Annotated in this window: 15 protein-coding genes and 1 pseudogene; 14 read left to right on the top strand and 2 right to left on the bottom strand. The window is 67.7% G+C overall.

Going from position 1 to position 16,131, the window contains the following annotated elements; all coding sequences use genetic code 11:
• Window positions 1–56 precede the first annotated feature (56 nt).
• The 8 genes from AC1VVG_RS17225 to AC1VVG_RS17190 all read left to right on the top strand — a co-directional run bounded on the left by AC1VVG_RS17225 (window position 57) and on the right by AC1VVG_RS17190 (window position 8,442).
• Complete coding sequence (locus AC1VVG_RS17225; RefSeq protein ID WP_034186127.1) at window positions 57–899, top strand: ureidoglycolate lyase; 843 nt, start codon at window positions 57–59, stop codon at window positions 897–899.
• Window positions 900–922: 23 nt separating this feature from the next.
• Window positions 923–2,200: an L-fuconate dehydratase gene (locus tag AC1VVG_RS17220; RefSeq protein ID WP_034186128.1), complete on the top strand. Its 1,278-nt coding sequence runs from the start codon at window positions 923–925 to the stop codon at window positions 2,198–2,200.
• 43 nt (window positions 2,201–2,243) lie between these two features.
• Window positions 2,244–3,020, top strand: coding sequence for an SDR family oxidoreductase (locus tag AC1VVG_RS17215; RefSeq protein ID WP_482835931.1), 777 nt, complete (start codon window positions 2,244–2,246; stop codon window positions 3,018–3,020).
• A 12-nt stretch (window positions 3,021–3,032) separates the two neighbouring features.
• Window positions 3,033–4,571 carry a sugar ABC transporter ATP-binding protein gene (locus tag AC1VVG_RS17210; protein ID WP_482835930.1) on the top strand — a complete coding sequence of 513 codons (1,539 nt, stop codon included), beginning with the start codon at window positions 3,033–3,035 and terminating at the stop codon, window positions 4,569–4,571.
• 14 nt (window positions 4,572–4,585) lie between these two features.
• A complete protein-coding gene (locus AC1VVG_RS17205; protein WP_034186131.1) occupies window positions 4,586–5,623 on the top strand; it encodes an ABC transporter permease in 1,038 nt (345 codons plus the stop codon).
• Between the two features lie 77 nt (window positions 5,624–5,700).
• Window positions 5,701–6,642 carry an ABC transporter substrate-binding protein gene (locus tag AC1VVG_RS17200; protein WP_049029304.1) on the top strand — a complete coding sequence of 314 codons (942 nt, stop codon included), beginning with the start codon at window positions 5,701–5,703 and terminating at the stop codon, window positions 6,640–6,642.
• A 67-nt stretch (window positions 6,643–6,709) separates the two neighbouring features.
• Complete coding sequence (locus AC1VVG_RS17195) at window positions 6,710–7,600, top strand: L-fucono-1,5-lactonase (protein WP_482835929.1); 891 nt, start codon at window positions 6,710–6,712, stop codon at window positions 7,598–7,600.
• A 68-nt stretch (window positions 7,601–7,668) separates the two neighbouring features.
• The gene (locus AC1VVG_RS17190) at window positions 7,669–8,442 is read left to right on the top strand and encodes a FadR/GntR family transcriptional regulator (protein WP_034186133.1); all 774 of its coding nucleotides are present in this window, start codon (window positions 7,669–7,671) and stop codon (window positions 8,440–8,442) included.
• Between the two features lie 23 nt (window positions 8,443–8,465).
• Here the strand turns inward: AC1VVG_RS17190 and AC1VVG_RS17185 are convergent, their stop codons facing one another.
• A complete protein-coding gene (locus AC1VVG_RS17185) occupies window positions 8,466–9,707 on the bottom strand; it encodes an NAD(P)/FAD-dependent oxidoreductase (protein WP_482835928.1) in 1,242 nt (413 codons plus the stop codon).
• A gap of 167 nt (window positions 9,708–9,874) precedes the next feature.
• On the opposite strand from AC1VVG_RS17185, the pseudogene AC1VVG_RS17180 reads away from it, so the two are divergent.
• The 4 genes and pseudogenes from AC1VVG_RS17180 to yfiB all read left to right on the top strand — a co-directional run.
• Window positions 9,875–10,549, top strand: a pseudogene (locus AC1VVG_RS17180) (molybdopterin cofactor-binding domain-containing protein); the annotation flags it as partial.
• Between the two features lie 280 nt (window positions 10,550–10,829).
• Window positions 10,830–11,546: a regulatory sequestration protein YfiR gene (gene yfiR, locus AC1VVG_RS17175; protein WP_482835927.1), complete on the top strand. Its 717-nt coding sequence runs from the start codon at window positions 10,830–10,832 to the stop codon at window positions 11,544–11,546.
• Entirely contained in the window at window positions 11,543–12,811 is a 1,269-nt protein-coding gene (dgcN, locus tag AC1VVG_RS17170) for a diguanylate cyclase DgcN/YfiN (protein ID WP_482835926.1), read from the top strand. The genes yfiR and dgcN overlap by 4 nt, the downstream gene beginning before the upstream one ends.
• Before the next feature lie 87 nt (window positions 12,812–12,898).
• Window positions 12,899–13,417 carry an outer membrane lipoprotein YfiB gene (yfiB, locus tag AC1VVG_RS17165; protein ID WP_034186139.1) on the top strand — a complete coding sequence of 173 codons (519 nt, stop codon included), beginning with the start codon at window positions 12,899–12,901 and terminating at the stop codon, window positions 13,415–13,417.
• Window positions 13,418–13,606: 189 nt separating this feature from the next.
• On the opposite strand, the gene AC1VVG_RS17160 is transcribed toward yfiB, so the two are convergent.
• Window positions 13,607–14,317 carry an IclR family transcriptional regulator gene (locus AC1VVG_RS17160; protein WP_034186140.1) on the bottom strand — a complete coding sequence of 237 codons (711 nt, stop codon included), beginning with the start codon at window positions 14,315–14,317 and terminating at the stop codon, window positions 13,607–13,609.
• Between the two features lie 165 nt (window positions 14,318–14,482).
• Here AC1VVG_RS17160 and AC1VVG_RS17155 point away from each other — a divergent pair, with 165 nt between their 5' ends.
• The gene (locus tag AC1VVG_RS17155; RefSeq protein WP_034186141.1) at window positions 14,483–15,181 is read left to right on the top strand and encodes an RraA family protein; all 699 of its coding nucleotides are present in this window, start codon (window positions 14,483–14,485) and stop codon (window positions 15,179–15,181) included.
• Window positions 15,181–16,128 (top strand): hydroxyacid dehydrogenase, encoded by a 948-nt coding sequence (locus AC1VVG_RS17150; protein ID WP_482835925.1) that lies wholly within the window; start codon window positions 15,181–15,183, stop codon window positions 16,126–16,128. Before AC1VVG_RS17155 ends, AC1VVG_RS17150 begins: the two co-directional genes overlap by 1 nt.
• Window positions 16,129–16,131 lie beyond the last annotated feature (3 nt).

The following is a 16,131-nucleotide window of genomic DNA, read 5'->3' as shown; positions in this document are numbered from 1 at the left end:
CGTGTCAAACTGACCGCGCCTTCCCATTCACTTTCCGTTTCCGTTCCGACGACGCTATGAAACTGCTCAGATTTGGCGACAAACACCATGAAAAACCGGGCCTGCTCGATGCGCAGGGCCACCTTCGCGACCTGTCCGGCGTGATCGACGACATCGCCGGCGATGCGCTGACCCCCGCGTCGCTCGCGCGGCTGCGCGACATTCCGCCGTCGTCGCTGCCGCGCGTCGAGGGCGCGCCGCGGATCGGCGCGTGCGTCGGCCGCGTCGGCAAGTTCATCTGCATCGGGCTCAACTATTCGGACCACGCGGCCGAGTCGGGCATGGAGGTGCCGAAGGAGCCCGTCGTGTTCGGCAAGTGGACGAGCGCGATCTCGGGCCCGAACGATGACGTCGAGATCCCGCGCGGCTCGCGGAAGACCGACTGGGAAGTCGAGCTGGGCGTGGTGATCGGCCAGGGCGGCCGCTACATCGACGAAGCCGATGCGCTGTCGCACGTGGCCGGCTACTGCGTCGTGAACGACGTGTCGGAACGCGAATACCAGCTCGAACGCGGCGGCACGTGGGACAAGGGCAAGGGCAACGACACGTTCGGCCCGCTTGGGCCCTGGCTCGTGACGGCCGACGAAGTGCCCGATCCGCACGCGCTGCGGCTGTGGCTCGACGTCGACGGCCACCGCTACCAGAACGGCACGACCGCGACGATGGTGTTCCGCGTGCCGCACCTGATCAGCTACCTGAGCCGCTTCATGAGCCTGCAGCCGGGCGACGTGATCTCGACCGGCACGCCGCCGGGCGTCGGCCTCGGGCAGAAGCCGCCCGTCTATCTGCGCGCCGGACAGGTGATCACGCTCGGCATCGACGGGCTCGGCGAGCAGCGCCAGCGCACCGTGCAGGCCTGATCTCCTTTTACGGACGGTTCGTCATGCCTATCATTCGATCGATGCGCGTCCTCGACGTGCGCTTCCCGACCTCGCGCCAGCTCGACGGTTCCGATGCGATGAATCCGGACCCCGATTATTCGGCGGCCTACGTCGTCCTCGAAACCGATCGCGACGGGCTCGAGGGGCACGGGCTCACGTTCACCATCGGGCGCGGCAACGAAATCTGCTGCGCGGCGATCGACGCGATGCGTCACCTCGTCGTCGGCCTCGACCTCGACTGGATTCGCGAGGACATGGGCCGCTTCTGGCGTCACGTGACGTCGGACAGCCAGTTGCGCTGGATCGGCCCCGACAAGGGCGCGATCCATCTGGCCACCGGCGCCGTCGTCAACGCGGTGTGGGATCTGTGGGCCAAGGCCGTCGGCAAGCCGCTGTGGCGGCTCGTCGCCGACATGAGCCCGGAGGAACTGGTACGCACGATCGACTTCCGCTACCTGACCGACTGCCTGACGCCGGACGAAGCGCTCGAACTGCTGCGCCGGCAGGCGCCCGGCAAGGCCGCGCGGATCGCGGCGCTCGAGCGCGACGGCTACCCGTGCTACACGACGTCGGCCGGCTGGCTCGGCTACAGCGACGACAAGCTGCGCCGGCTGTGCCGCGAGGCGGTGGACGCCGGTTTCGACCATGTGAAGCTGAAGGTCGGCGCGAACCTCGAGGACGACATCCGCCGCGTGACGATCGCGCGCGAAGTGATCGGACCCGATCGCAAGCTGATGATCGACGCGAACCAGGTGTGGGAAGTCGACGAGGCGATCGACTGGGTGCGCGAGCTCGCGTTCGCGCGGCCGTGGTTCATCGAGGAGCCGACCAGCCCCGACGACGTCGAAGGGCATCGCAAGATCCGCAAGGCGATCGCGCCCGTGCAGGTCGCGACCGGCGAGATGTGCCAGAACCGCGTGCTGTTCAAGCAGTTCATCGCGCGCGGCGCGATCGACGTCGTGCAGATCGATGCGTGCCGGCTCGGCGGCGTGAACGAGATTCTCGCGGTGATGCTGATGGCCGCGAAGTACGGGCTGCCCGTATGCCCGCATGCGGGCGGCGTCGGGCTGTGCGAGTACGTGCAGCACCTGTCGATGATCGACTACGTGTGCATTGCCGGCACGAAGGAAGGGCGCGTGACCGAGTACGTCGATCACCTGCACGAGCATTTCGTCGAGCCGTGCATCGTGCGCGGCGCGGCGTACCTGCCGCCGACGGCGCCCGGCTTCTCGATCGAGATGAAGCCCGAGTCGCTGGAGCAGTACCGGTTCCGCGGCTGACACGCATCGAGCGTGCCGACAACATGAACGACGGAGACGCGAAGTGGATCTGAATCTGCAGGACAAGGTCGTGATCGTGACCGGCGGTGCGTCGGGCATCGGCGCCGCGATCTCGATGCGGCTGGCCGGCGAAGGCGCGATACCGGTGGTGTTCGCGCGGCACGCGCCCGACGACGCGTTCTGGCGCGCGCTCACGCGCGAGCAGCCGAACGCCGCGTGCGTGTCGGTCGAATTGCAGGACGATGCGCAGTGCCGCGACGCGGTCGCGCGGACCATCGCGCGTTTCGGTCGGCTCGACGGGCTCGTCAACAACGCCGGCGTCAACGACAGCGTCGGGCTCGATGCGGGGCGCGACGCGTTCGTCGCGTCGCTCGAACGCAATCTCGTCCACTACTACGTGATGGCGCATTACTGCGTGCCGCACCTGAAGGCGGCGCGCGGCGCGATCGTCAACATCTCGTCGAAGACGGCCGTGACCGGGCAGGGCAACACGAGCGGCTACTGCGCGTCGAAGGGCGCGCAGCTCGCGCTGACGCGCGAATGGGCCGTCGCGTTGCGCGACGACGGCGTGCGCGTGAACGCGGTGATCCCGGCCGAGGTAATGACGCCGCTGTACCGGAAATGGATCGACGGCTTCGACGATCCGGAGACGAAGCTCGCGGCGATCGCGGGCAAGGTGCCGCTCGGCCGGCGCTTCACGACGGCCGACGAGATCGCCGACACGACGGTGTTCCTGCTGTCGGAGCGCGCGTCGCACACGACGGGCCAGTGGCTGTTCGTCGACGGCGGCTATACGCATCTCGACCGTGCGATCAGCTGAGGGCCGCGAGCGATGCAACCCGACCTCCACCCGAACCTCGCGCCGCCGCTGATTGCATTGACCGGCATCGGCAAGCGCTTCCCGGGCGTGCAGGCGCTCGATGATTGCCGCTTCGACCTGCGCGCGGGCGAAGTGCATGCGCTGATGGGCGAGAACGGCGCCGGCAAGTCGACGCTGATGAAGATCCTCGCGGGCGTGTACCCGCGCGACGACGGCGAGATCCGGATGGACGGTCATCCGGTCGAGATCGCCGATCCGCGCGCCGCGCAGGCGCTCGGGATCGGCATCATTCATCAGGAACTGAATCTGATGAACCACCTGAGCGTCGCGCAGAACATCTTCATCGGCCGCGAGCCGCGCGGCCGTCTCGGCGTGTTCGTCGACGAAGACAAGCTGAATCGCGATGCCGCCGCGATCTTCCGGCGGATGCGGCTCGATCTCGATCCGCGCACGCCGGTCGGCCGGCTGACGGTCGCGAAGCAGCAGATGGTCGAGATCGCGAAGGCGCTGTCGTTCGATTCGCGCGTGCTGATCATGGACGAGCCGACCGCCGCGCTGAACAACGCGGAGATCGGCGAGTTGTTCCGCATCATCCGCGACCTGCGGGCGAACGGCGTCGGCATCGTCTACATCTCGCACAAGATGGACGAACTGCGCCAGATCGCCGATCGCGTGACCGTGATGCGCGACGGCAAGTACGTCGCGACCGTGCCGATGGCCGGCACGTCGATGGAGACGATCATTTCGATGATGGTCGGGCGCCAGCTCGAAACGGAAGCGCGCACGCCGCCCGATACGTCGTCGAACGACGTGGCGCTCGAGGTGCGCGGGCTGTCGCGCGGGCGTGCGATCCGCGATGTCGGCTTCACGCTGCGGCGCGGCGAGATCCTCGGCTTCGCGGGGCTGATGGGCGCGGGCCGCACCGAGGTCGCGCGCGCGGTGTTCGGCGCGGACCCGATCGATGCCGGTGAAATTCGCGTGCACGGCCGCACCGTGACGATCCGCACGCCGGCCGACGCGGTGAAGCACGGGATCGGCTACCTGTCCGAGGATCGCAAGCACTTCGGGCTCGCGGTCGGCATGGACGTGCAGAACAACGTCGCGCTGGCGAGCATGCGCCGTTTCTTGCATCGCGGTGCGTTCCTGGATGCGCGCAAGATGCGCGACACCGCGCAGTCGTACGTGCGGCGGCTCGCGATCCGCACGCCGTCGGTCACGCAGCCCGCGCGGCTGCTGTCGGGCGGCAACCAGCAGAAGATCGTGATCGCGAAATGGCTGCTGCGCGACTGCGACATCCTGTTCTTCGACGAGCCGACGCGCGGCATCGACGTCGGCGCGAAAAGCGAGATCTACAAGCTGCTCGACGCGCTCGCCGCCGACGGCAAGGCGATCGTGATGATCTCGTCGGAACTGCCCGAGGTGCTGCGCATGAGCCACCGGATTCTCGTGATGTGCGAAGGGCGCGTGACCGGCGAATTGCGTGCGGCCGACGCCACGCAGGAGAAGATCATGCAGCTCGCGACGCAGCGCGAGTCGACCGTATTGTCCTGATTCAGACGCTTACCATGTCCAACGATACGCATCCCGTCCCGCCCCTCGCTTCCGGCGATACGCCGGCCGCCGCGCCCGGTTTTCGCGCGCGCTTCTTCAACCCCGCCGCGCGCCAGAAGCTGCTCGCGTTCGCGAGCCTCGTGCTGCTGATCGTGTTCTTCAGCTTCGGTTCGCCGAACTTTCTCGAAGTCGACAACCTCGTGTCGATCCTGCAGGCCACCGCGGTCAATGGCGTGCTCGCCGTCGCCTGCACGTATGTGATCATCACGTCGGGCATCGACCTGTCGGTCGGCACGCTGATGACGTTCTGCGCGGTGATGGCCGGCGTCGTGCTGACGAAATGGGGGATGCCGCTGCCGTTCGGCATCCTGGCCGCGTTGTGCTTCGGCGCGTTGTCGGGCTGCGTGTCGGGCTTCGTGATCGCGAAGATGAAGGTGCCGCCGTTCATCGCGACGCTCGGCATGATGATGCTGCTCAAGGGCCTGTCGCTCGTGATCTCGGGCACGCGGCCGATCTACTTCAACGACACGCCGGGCTTCACGTCGATCGCGCAGGACTCGCTGATCGGCAACCTGATCCCCGCGCTGCCGATTCCGAATGCGGTGCTGATCCTGTTTCTCGTCGCGATCGGCGCGTCGATCGTGCTGAACCGGACGATCTTCGGCCGCTACACGTTCGCGCTCGGCAGCAACGAGGAAGCGCTGCGGCTGTCCGGCGTGAACGTCGATGCGTGGAAGATCGCCGTCTACACGTTCAGCGGCGCGGTGTGCGGGATAGCCGGCCTGCTGATCGCGTCGCGGCTGAACTCCGCGCAGCCGGCGCTCGGGCAGGGTTACGAGCTCGATGCGATCGCGGCCGTCGTGATCGGCGGCACGTCGCTGTCGGGCGGCGCGGGCAGCATCGTCGGCACCATCATCGGCGCGTTCATCATGAGCGTGCTGACCAACGGCCTGCGCATCATGTCGGTCGCGCAGGAATGGCAGACGGTCGTGACCGGCGTGATCATCATCCTCGCCGTGTACGTCGACATCCTGCGCCGGCGCCGCCGCTGACGCACGCCTGCACGCAGGCATCCGCTTCACCGCCGGCCTGGCCGGCGTCCAGAAGAATCCAACCAAGGAGACGCGAAGTGATCAGGAGCAAGGTGTTGAACGCGATCGTCGGGCTGACGTTCGCCGTCGGCGTCACGGCCGGCGCGCAGGCGCAGGAAGCCTATATCCCGCTGATCTCGAAAGGCTTCCAGCATCAGTTCTGGCAGGCCGTGAAGTCGGGCGCCGTGCAGGCCGCGAAGGACTACAAGGTGAAGGTGACGTTCGAGGGGCCGGAAACCGAGGCGATGGTCGACAAGCAGATCGACATGCTGTCGGCCGCGATCGCGAAGAAGCCGGCCGCGCTCGGCTTCGCGGCGCTCGACAGCAAGGCCGCGCTGCCGCTGCTGAAGAAGGCGCAGGCCGAGAAGATCCCGGTGATCGCGTTCGACTCGGGCGTCGACAGCGACATCCCGGTGACGACCGCCGCGACCAACAACAAGGCGGCCGCCGCGCTCGCCGCCGACAAGCTCGCCGCGCTGATCGGCGACGAAGGCGAGGTGGCCGTGGTCGCGCACGACCAGACGAGCCGTACCGGCATCGACCGCCGCGACGGTTTTCTCGAGCGGATGAAGGCGGCGCACCCGAAGGTGCAGGTCGTGACCGTGCAGTACGGCGAAGGCGACCAGCTGAAGTCGACCGAGGTGACGAAGTCGATCCTGCAGGCGTATCCGAAGCTCAAGGGGCTGTTCGGCACCAACGAAGGCTCGGCGATCGGCGTGGTCAACGGCGTGCGCGAGATGAAGCGCAAGGTCGTGATCGTCGGCTACGATTCCGGCAAGCAGCAGAAGGACGCGATCCGCAGCGGGCTGATGGCCGGCGCGATCACGCAGAACCCGATCGGGATCGGCTACAAGACCGTCGAGGCGGCCGTGAAGGCGATCAAGGGCGAGAAGCTGCCGAAGGTCATCGACACCGGTTTCTACTGGTACGACAAGACCAATATCGACGATCCGAAGATCGCGGCGGTGTTGTACGACTGAGCGTTGCGCACGAGCGGCGGCGATGACGCGCGCCGCCGCGACAGCGGCGACTGAACACGAGGGCACCATGGGCGCAGTGCGCATCGATTCCCATCAGCATTTCTGGCGTTATCGCGCGACCGACTATCCGTGGATCGGCCCCGGGATGGGCGTGCTCGCGCGCGACTACCTGCCCGACGCGCTGTGGCCGCAGATGCATGCGCAGGCGCTCGGCGCGTCGATCGCGGTGCAGGCGCGCGCCGGGCGCGACGAGACGGCGTTCCTGCTCGATCTCGCGCGCGACGACGCCCGCATCGCGGCGGTGGTCGGCTGGGAGGATCTCGGCTCGCCCGGGCTGGCCGAGCGGGTCGCCGCGTGGGGCAGCGCGAAGCTGCGCGGCTTTCGTCATCAGGTGCAGGACGAAGCCGACGCGGCCGCATTCGTCGCCGATCCCGGTTTCAATCGGGGCATCGCGTGGCTGCAGGCGAATGGTTACGTGTACGACGTGCTCGTGTTCGAGCGCCAGTTGCCGGACGTGCGCGCGTTCTGCGCGACGCACGATGCGCACTGGCTCGTGCTCGATCATGCGGGCAAGCCGGCGCTCACCGAGTTCGAGCGCGACGACACGGCGCTCGCACGCTGGCGCGCGTCGCTGCGCGAGCTGGGCGCGTTGCCGCACGTGGCATGCAAGCTGTCGGGGCTCGTGACCGAGGCGGACTGGCGGCGCGGCCTGCGCGCGCGGGACATCCGGCACATCGAGCAGTGCCTCGACGCGGCGCTCGACGCGTTCGGGCCGCAGCGGCTGATGTTCGGGTCGGACTGGCCCGTGTGCCTGCTGGCGGCCTCGTATGACGAAGTGGCGTCGCTCGTCGAACGCTGGGCCGAATCGCGGCTGTCGGCGGCCGAGCGCAACGCGCTGTGGGGCGGCACGGCCGCGCGTTGTTATGCGGTGCCGGGCGATGTGAGGCGCGGCATATAAAATAGGCGCGAACGGTCTGTGCGATTCGTCAGACCGTCCGGAACGAAACCGATTACCAGCGTCAACGTATGTCCATCCAGCCGATTCAGAACCGCCGCCTCTACCAGCAGATCGCCGACAAGCTCAGTGCGATGATCGAGTCCGGCGATTTTCCGCCGGGCAGCTATCTGCCGCCCGAGCGCGAACTGGCCGAGCAGTTCGGCGTGTCGCGCACGTCGGTGCGCGAGGCGCTGATCGCGCTCGAAGTGAGCGGGCTCGTCAGCGTGCGCGTCGGCGACGGCGTGAAGGTGCGTCATCCCGAAGCGGCCGCGGCGCCGGAGCCCGCGCCCGAACCCGTATCCCGTGCGACGGTCGCGCCGTTCTCGATCGTCGAGATCGATCCCGAACTCGGCATCGCGCTCGACCTCGATACCGAGATCCCGCCGTTCGCGCTGTTGCAGGCGCGCCGGCTGATCGAACCGGAAGCGGCATCGCTCGCGGCAAAGCACGGCTCGGACGCGCAGATCGAAGGAATTCACGAAGCGTTCCTGCGCAACCAGGAAGACAACCGCAGCGGCTCGCTCACGCACCCGGGCGACCGGCTGTTCCATATCCGCATCGCGGAAGCGAGCGACAACGCCGCGTATGCGCTGATGATCAAGCAGTTGCTCGCGCACAAGTACGACCTGATGTTCCAGCGGCTGCAGTCGCTGTACATGCCGAACGACATGCCGCACCGCTCGGAGCTGGAACACCGCGCGATCCTCGACGCGATCCGCGCGCGCGATCCCGACGCCGCGCGCCGCGCGATGGCCGAGCACCTCGACGAAGTCATCCGGATCTTCGGCCGCGCGCTCGACTGAGCGCGCGGTGACGGGTCATCTGTTCAGAAACGATCGGCGCGATACGGCGCCGGATCGGTGAACGGCGCTTCGCCTGTCATCATCTCGGCCAGCAGGCGGCCGGTGACGGGGCCGAGCGTGAGCCCGTGGTGGTTGTGGCCGAACGCGAACCACAGGCCGCGATGCGCGGGCGCGGGGCCGATCACCGGGCGCATGTCCGGCGTGCACGGCCGGAAGCCGAGCCACGGCTGCGGGTCGAGCCGTTCGCCGAAACCGAACACGGGCCGCGCGACGCGTTCCGCGCGTTCGAGCTGCACGCCGGTCGGCGGCACGCGACGCCGCGCGATCTCGACCCCCGTCGTCAGCCGCAGCCCGCGCCGCATCGGCGCGATCACGTAGCCGTATTCGCGATCGACGATCGGCGCCGACGGCACGCCGCGCGCGGACGGCGCGTAGTGCATGTGATAACCGCGCTTCTCGCGCAGCGGGATCTTGTAGCCGAACTTGCCGAACACGATGTCGGACCACGGGCCGAGCGCGACGACGACGGCCGGCGCGGCGGCCGGGCCGTCCTGCGTGTGAACCTGCCAGCCGGGCGACAGTGCGTCGAGGCTGGCGGCGTCGCCGCCGAGCAGCGTGCCGCCGCCCTGCACGAACAGTTGCGCATACGCTTTGACGAGCGCGGACGGATCGACGACGCTTTTCGGATCGAGCCAGTGCAGCGCGCCGCAGAAGCCGGGTGCGAGGCTCGGCTCGTGCGCGTGCAGCGCGGCCGCGTCGAGCGGCGTGATGCCGAGCCCGTGGCGGCGCGCGGTGAGGCCGGCCTCGGCCACGCCGCGTTCGAAGGCGGCCGGCGTGCGGAACGCTTCCAGCCAGCCGGTCGCGCGGATCAGTTCGCCGGCGCCGGCCCGCGCGATCAGCGCGTCGTGCTCGACGATGCAGCGCTCGATCAGCGGCAGCATGTCGCGCGAAGCGGCCGCGTGGCGCAGCGGCGCCGATTCCCACCAGAACCGCGCGAGCCATGGCGCGAACGCGGGCAGCGATGCGCTGTGCCAGTAGAGCTCGGTCGAGCGGTTCAGCGCATAACGCATGAGCGTGAACGGGCTGCGCGGGAACGGATACGGCTCGACCGACGAGCGTTCGATCAGCCCGGCGTTGCCGAAGCTCGTGCCTTCGCCGGGCGCGCCGCGATCGACAAGGGCAACCTTGCGTCCGCGATCCTGCAGATGCAGCGCGGCGGACACGCCGACGATGCCGGCGCCGAGAACGATTACGTCGAAATCCATCGATGGTGAAGGGCGGTTGGCGGGGCAGGGGGCGTGGTGTCGCGATCGTCGTGCCGCCGCGTGTTGGAGAACGTTCGACGTACAAGCATACTCGCCGCGGCGTGAAGGACCAAGCCGGCGGCGGTGCCGATACGCGGAACGTGGCCCGTGCACGATGATTCGCGATCGTCGCGGCGAGGCGGGCAGCATGGGTCGACGACCCGGCCGCGCGTGTCGTGCCGACGATTGCCGACGGCGATTCCGCGAAGGCGAAAGCGGCCCGTGCACGTACGATCGAGGCGTCGTATTCGATGCCGCACAAGGCCACGAATCCGCCGGAGCCGATCAACGTCACCGTGTGCGCGCGTAACGGCGGCACTCCCGTGCATTGCGTGACGCTGCACGAACGCGTGTCGGGCGGCAGCTTCGGTGCGCGCGAATTGACGTACTGGCTGTTCGACGCGACATGGTGTGCGGTGAAGGCGGGCAAGCCCGTGAAGCTGATGAACAGTCGCAAGGACGGCGCGGTGAAGATGAAGAAGCTCACGTGCGTGGCCGATTGCGGGAATGCGGCGTCGCCGGCCGGGGGCGACGAGTAATGGTACGGCGGGCTGATGTGGGGGCTCGGCCATGCGACGGTCGATCGCATCGATTTCCGGCACGGCCGCGTGCTGCAGTCGAACTTCGATACGTATCGCGTGATGCGGATGAGCGACATACCAGAGACCGACATTCACATCGTGCCGGGCGGCGTCGGCGAACTGTCGAGCCCGGCGGTGACGCCGGCGATTGCGAATGCGGGGTTCAGGCTGACGGGGACGCGCCAGCGGGAGACGCCGTTCGATTTGTCGGCGATCGCATAGCGCGCATGAACGTATGAAGTTTGCCGCCCGCGGGCATCCAATCCGCTGACCAATCTACCGGCGTCGACACCGGATCGACGCCGGTTATCGCCTTCGCTCGCATCGTCGTGACGCAGTACCGATTCCGCATACTTTCCGACGTTTTATCGGGTGTTTCCCACTGCTTGGTCATCCGAATTTTTACCTAAGATGAAGCCATCATGCGCGTAATTCGGTGCCTGCACGCGCATGGGAAGAGGCGAGGGGCAGCGCCGGAGCGACGCCAGCGGATGTTGCCATCATGGATGCGAAAGTGTGCGCGTCGGCTGTCGGTCTCGCGACTGCAGCGACGTCAGCGGGCGCGGCGCCCATCGCCGCGCGGACGGTGTCCGGCCGTCTCGGCCGAGCCGCTTCGCTGCGCCACGCGCTGTTCGCAATCGTTTGCTGGTTGGGCGCGGTGCCCGCCGTGCTCGCAGGGGCGCCCGTCGATACCGACGTTCCGGTCGATCCCATGCACCTCGCCGCCGCCGCAAGCCCTGCCGATCATGTCGATCACGCCGACTCGGCCCATTCCTCACACGACTCCGCCGTGCGCCAGGTCGTGCTCGGCATCGTCAGCTTCACGCGCTGGCCGACCACGCCCGTTCGCCTGCATCTGTGCGTCACGGGCCGGCCCGACTACGCGCGCGGCCTGACCGACACGCTGGAGGCCGGCTCGACGCTGGTCGACGTGCAGCGCGTACGTCCCGACGATCCGGCGCTCGGCATCGCATGCGACATCGTCTACCTCGGCACGCTGAGCAATGACGAACGCGCGCGGGTGAGAACCGCGGTGGCCGGTCATCCGGTGCTGACGATCTCGGAACACGATTCGTCCTGCACCGCGGGCGGCATGTTCTGCCTGAGTGTCGACGGCGATCGCGTGTCGTTCGACATCAATCTCGACGCCGTCGCGCGCAGCGGCGTGCGTGTGCACCCGAACGTGCTCAACCTCGCCCGGCGGCCGGTGACGCCATGACACGGTCCGCGCTCCCCGTTTCCGCTTCCCGCATGCCGCGCCCGACGCTGCAAAGCGTGCTGCGTCGGGCGCACCTGCGCCTCGCGTTCATCGCGATGACGATGGCGGCCGTGTCGTTGATCATCGTCGCCGTGATCGCGTTGCGCGCGTACGCGGGCAACAACCTGAACCTGCTCGCGCGCTCGCTCGGTTACACGGTCGAGGCGGCGCTCGTGTTCGGCGATCGCGTCGCGGCGAACGAGGCGATCGGATTGATCGCCAGCGACGAGGATGTCGCACAGGTGGTCGTCACGGACAGCAAGGGGCAACTGTTCGCGACGTGGCAATTGCCTGCCGGCAACGGCATCGCGCGGCTCGAACGCGCCGTGGCGGATGTGGCGCTGCCCGGGCCGGTGACCGTCCCGGTGCTGCACGACGGCATCATTGTCGGACACGTCGTCGTGCGCGGGCGCGGCCATCAGTTCTTCGGCTTCCTGCTTGGCGGCGTGGGCGGCATTCTCGGCTGCCTGGCCGTCAGCGTGTTCGGCGCGTATGTCAGCTCGAAGCGTCTGCTGCGCAACATCGTTTCGCCGCTGCGCGCGCTGGCGGGCGTCGCTCACGCGGTGCGGCGCGAGCGCGCCTTTGCGCGGCGCGTCGAACCGGTGGCGATCGCCGAACTGAACCAGCTCGGCGACGACTTCAATGCATTGCTCGACGAATTCGAGGACTGGCAGAACACGCTGCGCGACGAGAACGCGTCGCTCGAGCACAAGGCGACGCACGATGCGCTCACGGGGCTGCCCAACCGCGCGCAGTTCGAATCGCGCCTCGCGCTTGCGCTGTGCGACGCGACTTTGACGGGGCAGCGGGTTGCCGTCCTGTATCTCGACTGCGACCGCTTCAAGGAAATCAACGATTGTCTCGGCCACGATGCCGGCGACGCGGTGCTGGTCGGCATCGCGTCGCGGCTGCGTACGCAGGTGCGCGAGGCCGATCTCGTTGCCCGTCTGGGCGGCGACGAATTTGCGGTGATGCTGGCGGCGGTGCCCGAAGCGGGCAGCGTATGCCGGATCGCCGACGGGATTTTGTCCGGCATGGCGCCGTCGATCGAGCTGTCCGACGGCCGCATGGTGGCCACCATGATGAGTGCCGGCGTTGCGCTGTATCCCGATCACGCGTCGGACGCGAGCGGCCTGCTGCGGGCGGCGGATGCCGCGATGTACCGCGCCAAGCGTGCGCGGCCGGGCTCCTGGCAATTGGCGGAGGGGGTGGTCGGATCGGCTTGAGGATGAACGTTTCGCGCCGCGGGCGAGGCCGCGGCAGCGATTGACAAGAAGCGCGTTCAACAAGGGCGCACTCGAAGGGGATGCGAAATGAACCACTCGTTTCCTGTAAGCATGGAGCGGCTGTGCGTGGGAAGCGCATTGCTGCTGGGCATGCTGCTGGGGGGCTGCAAGACGCCGCCGCCGCCGCCGCTTCATCGCGGGCTGACGCAGACGCAGGTCACGGCGCTGAAATCAGCCGGGTTCCAGGAGACTGGACAGGGGTTCGAGTTCGGGTCCACCGGGCCCATTCTGTTTGATTTCGACCGGTACAACCTCAAGCCGGACGTGCGGCGGATCGTCGAACGGATCGGGCGGACGCTGCGGTCGTCGGGGATCAACGGCGTGCGGGTGTATGGCTACTCGGATGACAGCGGGACGGAGAAATACGATCTCGAGTTGTCGAAGCGGCGGGCGGAGGTGGTGGCCGCCGAGCTGGTCGACGTCGGGCTGGATGCGAAGCAGATCGCGATCGCGGGGAAAGGGAAGCGTGATCCGGTAGGGGATAACCGGACGCCGGCCGGGCGGGCGCAGAATCGGCGGGCGGCGATTGTGATTTCGCCGAGGTGACGGGCATCGTTGTTCTGCGTGAAGCGCGATGCCGGCAGGCAAGACAGTCCGCGTTGGCACGCTACGCACGCGTAGCGGAATGGCGCTGTATCGCCAGTTCCAGTCGTCAGCTCGAGCCAACGCGCGGCGACTTGGGCAACCGCTGTTGCTTCAGCGCCGACCTGAACCATGCGTTGGTCGCCGCAAGGATCAGGTGCCGTAGATGTTTTCGCAGAGCGCGACACTCGCGCCCAGCTTCCGGGACAGATCGGCGGCCGCATCCAGTTGCGGTCGATCCAGCTCGCCCGACTCGTATGCGGCGCTGAGACGAGACGCAGGACCGGAAAGCGTCAGTGCCGCCATGAACTTGTCGCCGGCGCCGAAGATCGGCACCGCGAACGCTGCCGTGTGCACGTCGCGCGCACCCGCGGTGAAGAGGGGCAGCGCAGGCGGCTTGTCATAGATCGGTTCGCCGAGTCCCCAGAAGCGGATCACCTGGCTGATGGCCGTGTCGTCGAGCGGCAGCATCGTCCCCGCGAGCCGCGTTTCACGCAGGCCTTCGGACGGCTCGGCCCGAAACAGGCAAAGCCGCTGCCCGCTGTCGTGCACGTAGTACGATGCGCTTTCCTTCGTCAGCGCGGCCAGCGCGTGCAGCGCCGGTTCAACCACCGTGGACAGATGGAACGACTGCTCGTACAGCTTGCCGAGGTACAGCACACGATGTCCCAGCGAATAGTTGCCGGATTGCGCGCGCACGACATAGCCCATTCGCTCCAGCGAGTTCATCAGCCGATAGACCGTCGTCTTGTGCATGCCGGATGCCTGCGACAGCATCGCGAGTGACTGCGATTCGGCACCGGGCTTGAAGCAGTCCAGCAGCGAAAGCGCCTTTTCCACGGCAACGACCCCTTCATTTCCCATCTCTTCTCTCCTGTCGACATGCAACAGGGATTGTACAGAGTAAAACGACGGTTTACCACGTAAAAGGGTAAACGCCAGTGCCATGATGCTCGCCCTCTGGTTATAGTGATTTCACGATGTACACCACTGTTGTACAGAGTACAACGCACAACCCGAGGTCGAATCATGAGCAAGCCACCCGTCAGCACTTCCCCGATCATTCGCGACATCGAACGCGTGTCGCCCGAACTCGTTCAGGCCGCCGCCCGCTATCAAGCGGCGATCCTGGCCGACGTCGCCGGCCGCCGCGGCACCGTGCATGGCCGCGTGCGGCCGCTGTCGCCGAAGATGAAGGTCGCCGGCCCCGCGATCACGGTCGAAGTCCGCGTGGGCGACAACCTGGCGATCCATGCGGCGCTCGCCGTCGCGAAGCCGGGCGACGTCGTCGTGGTCGACGGCAAGGGCGACATCTCGTGCGCGCTGCTCGGCGAAATCATGGCGGCGCAGGCGAAGGCGAGCGGCATCGCCGGCATCATCATCGACGGCGCGGTGCGCGATGCGCATGAACTGGCCAACGGCGACTATCCGATCTTCTCGGCCGGCCTCAATCCGTGCGGCCCGACCAAAAGTGTCGCGGGGCGCGTGAATGCGCCGATCTCGCTGGGCGGCACGGCGGTCAATCCGGGCGACCTGGTGGTCGGCGACGCCGACGGCGTCGTCGTCGTTGCGCGCGCCGACGTCGCGCGCATCGTCGATCTGGCGCAGAAAAAGCTCGATGCCGAAACGGCGCGTATCGCGGCGATCCACAAGGGCGACGTTCGTCCGGGCTGGATCGAGAAGGAACTGCGCGCAGCCGGCATGCTGGCCGAAGGCGAGGCGCTGTGATGCAGACCGCTTCGCATAAGCCCGTCGTCCTCGTGACCGCCGCCGACCTTGCGGCTCAAGCGCTCGACATGCTCACGCAGTTCGACGTCGTGTTCGCCGGCAAGCAGCCGACCGAAGACGACATCGTCGCGCTCTGCATCGCGCACAAGCCGGTCGCGATCATCGTCCGGTACGGCAAGATCAACGCGCGCATCATGGACGCCGCCGAAAACCTGCAGGTGATTTCGAAGCACGGCAGCGGCATCGACGTGATCGATCAGGACGCCGCCGCCGCACGCGGCATCGCGGTGCGTGCCGCGGTCGGCGCGAATGCGGCCGCCGTCGCCGAGCACGCATGGGCGCTGCTGCTCGCGTGTGCGAAGTCGGTTCCGCAGCTCGATTCCCGCATGCGCGAAGGCCATTGGGACAAGTCGACGCACAAGTCCGTCGAACTCGACGGCCGCACGCTCGGCCTCGTCGGGCTCGGCGCGATCGGTCGGCGCGTGGCCGCGATCGGCGCGGCGTTCGGCATGAAGGTTGTCGCGTTCGATCCGTTCGCGAAGGAAGTGCCCGCCGGTGTGAAGCGGGTGCCGCTCGACACGCTGTACGCGGAGTCGGACGTCGTGTCGCTGCATTGTCCGTTGACGGCCGACAACCGCCGGATGCTCGACCGCGACACGCTCGCGCGTTTCAAGCGCGGCGCGATCCTCGTCAATACCGCCCGCGGCGGCTTGATCGACGAAGCCGCGCTTGCCGACGCACTGACGAGCGGTCACTTGCGCGCGGCCGGGCTCGACAGCTTCGACGTTGAACCGATGGCGGTGCCGCACCCGTTCCAGCAGATCCCCAACGCGATTCTGTCTCCGCATGTCGGCGGCGTGAGCGATGCCGCGTACGTGAACATGGGCAAGGGCGCGGCCGCCAACCTCCTCGCGGTGCTGGACGAACGCGCGCACAGCGCGGCTTGAACC

The organism is Burkholderia sp. L-4 (assembly GCF_056856535.1).
This window is presented reverse-complemented; position numbering and strand designations above follow the sequence as displayed.